Consider the following 728-nt stretch of genomic DNA (forward strand, 5'->3'; position numbering starts at 1 on the left):
ACCGACTCGGTCTTATGGGCTGAGTAGTTGTCTAAGACAACGTGAACTCCCAGCTCCTTGGGTACTTGTCGGTCGATAAGCTCTAAGAACTCAATGAACTCTATCGCCCTGTGGGCGTTCGTCATCTTGGTGATAACCTTGCCGGAAGCGACGTCAAGGGCAGCGTAGAGATTGGAGATGCCATTGCGCTTGTACTCGGTCGTTCGCCGCAGAGGCACCCCTGGCACCATGGGGAGCATGGGTTGAGTACGGTTCAGTGCCTGGATCTGTGTCTTCTCGTCGACACAGAGGACGATAGCCGCCTCGGGTGGGTTGAGATAGATCCCGGCAACGTCTCTGACCTTCTCGGTGAACTCTGGATCGTTTGACACAGTGAAGGTCTCGACCATGTGAGGTTTCAGGCCGAAAGTACGCCAGATCCTCCCCACTGTAGAGGGGGATACACCAGCTAGGGCTGCCATGGTGTTGGTCGACCAATGGGTTGATGAATCCGGGGGATCAGTCGTGGTAGTGAACTTGATGATCTCGGCGATCTTGTCATCTCCATGGGTCCTTGGGGTCCCAGATCTTGGTGCATCCGAGAGTGTCTTTACCCCAAACAACGAGAACCGTCTTCTCCACTTATCTACTGTTTGAGCTGATAGCGAGAGTTTTCTGGCAATCTCGGTGGTCCCCATCCCCTCAGCTGCGTACAAAGCGATCTTGGCACGACGTACCTGAGCCTGCGG

General features: G+C 54.8%; 1 protein-coding gene. It reads right to left on the reverse strand.

The annotated features are described in order from the left end of the window. Positions 1-728: IS630 family transposase (locus M7Q83_RS14110; protein ID WP_298340280.1), on the reverse strand; the 728-nt coding region annotated here is incomplete at both ends.

The sequence above is a fragment of the Ferrimicrobium sp. genome, from assembly GCF_027364955.1.
Taxonomy (GTDB): Bacteria; Actinomycetota; Acidimicrobiia; order Acidimicrobiales; family Acidimicrobiaceae; genus Ferrimicrobium.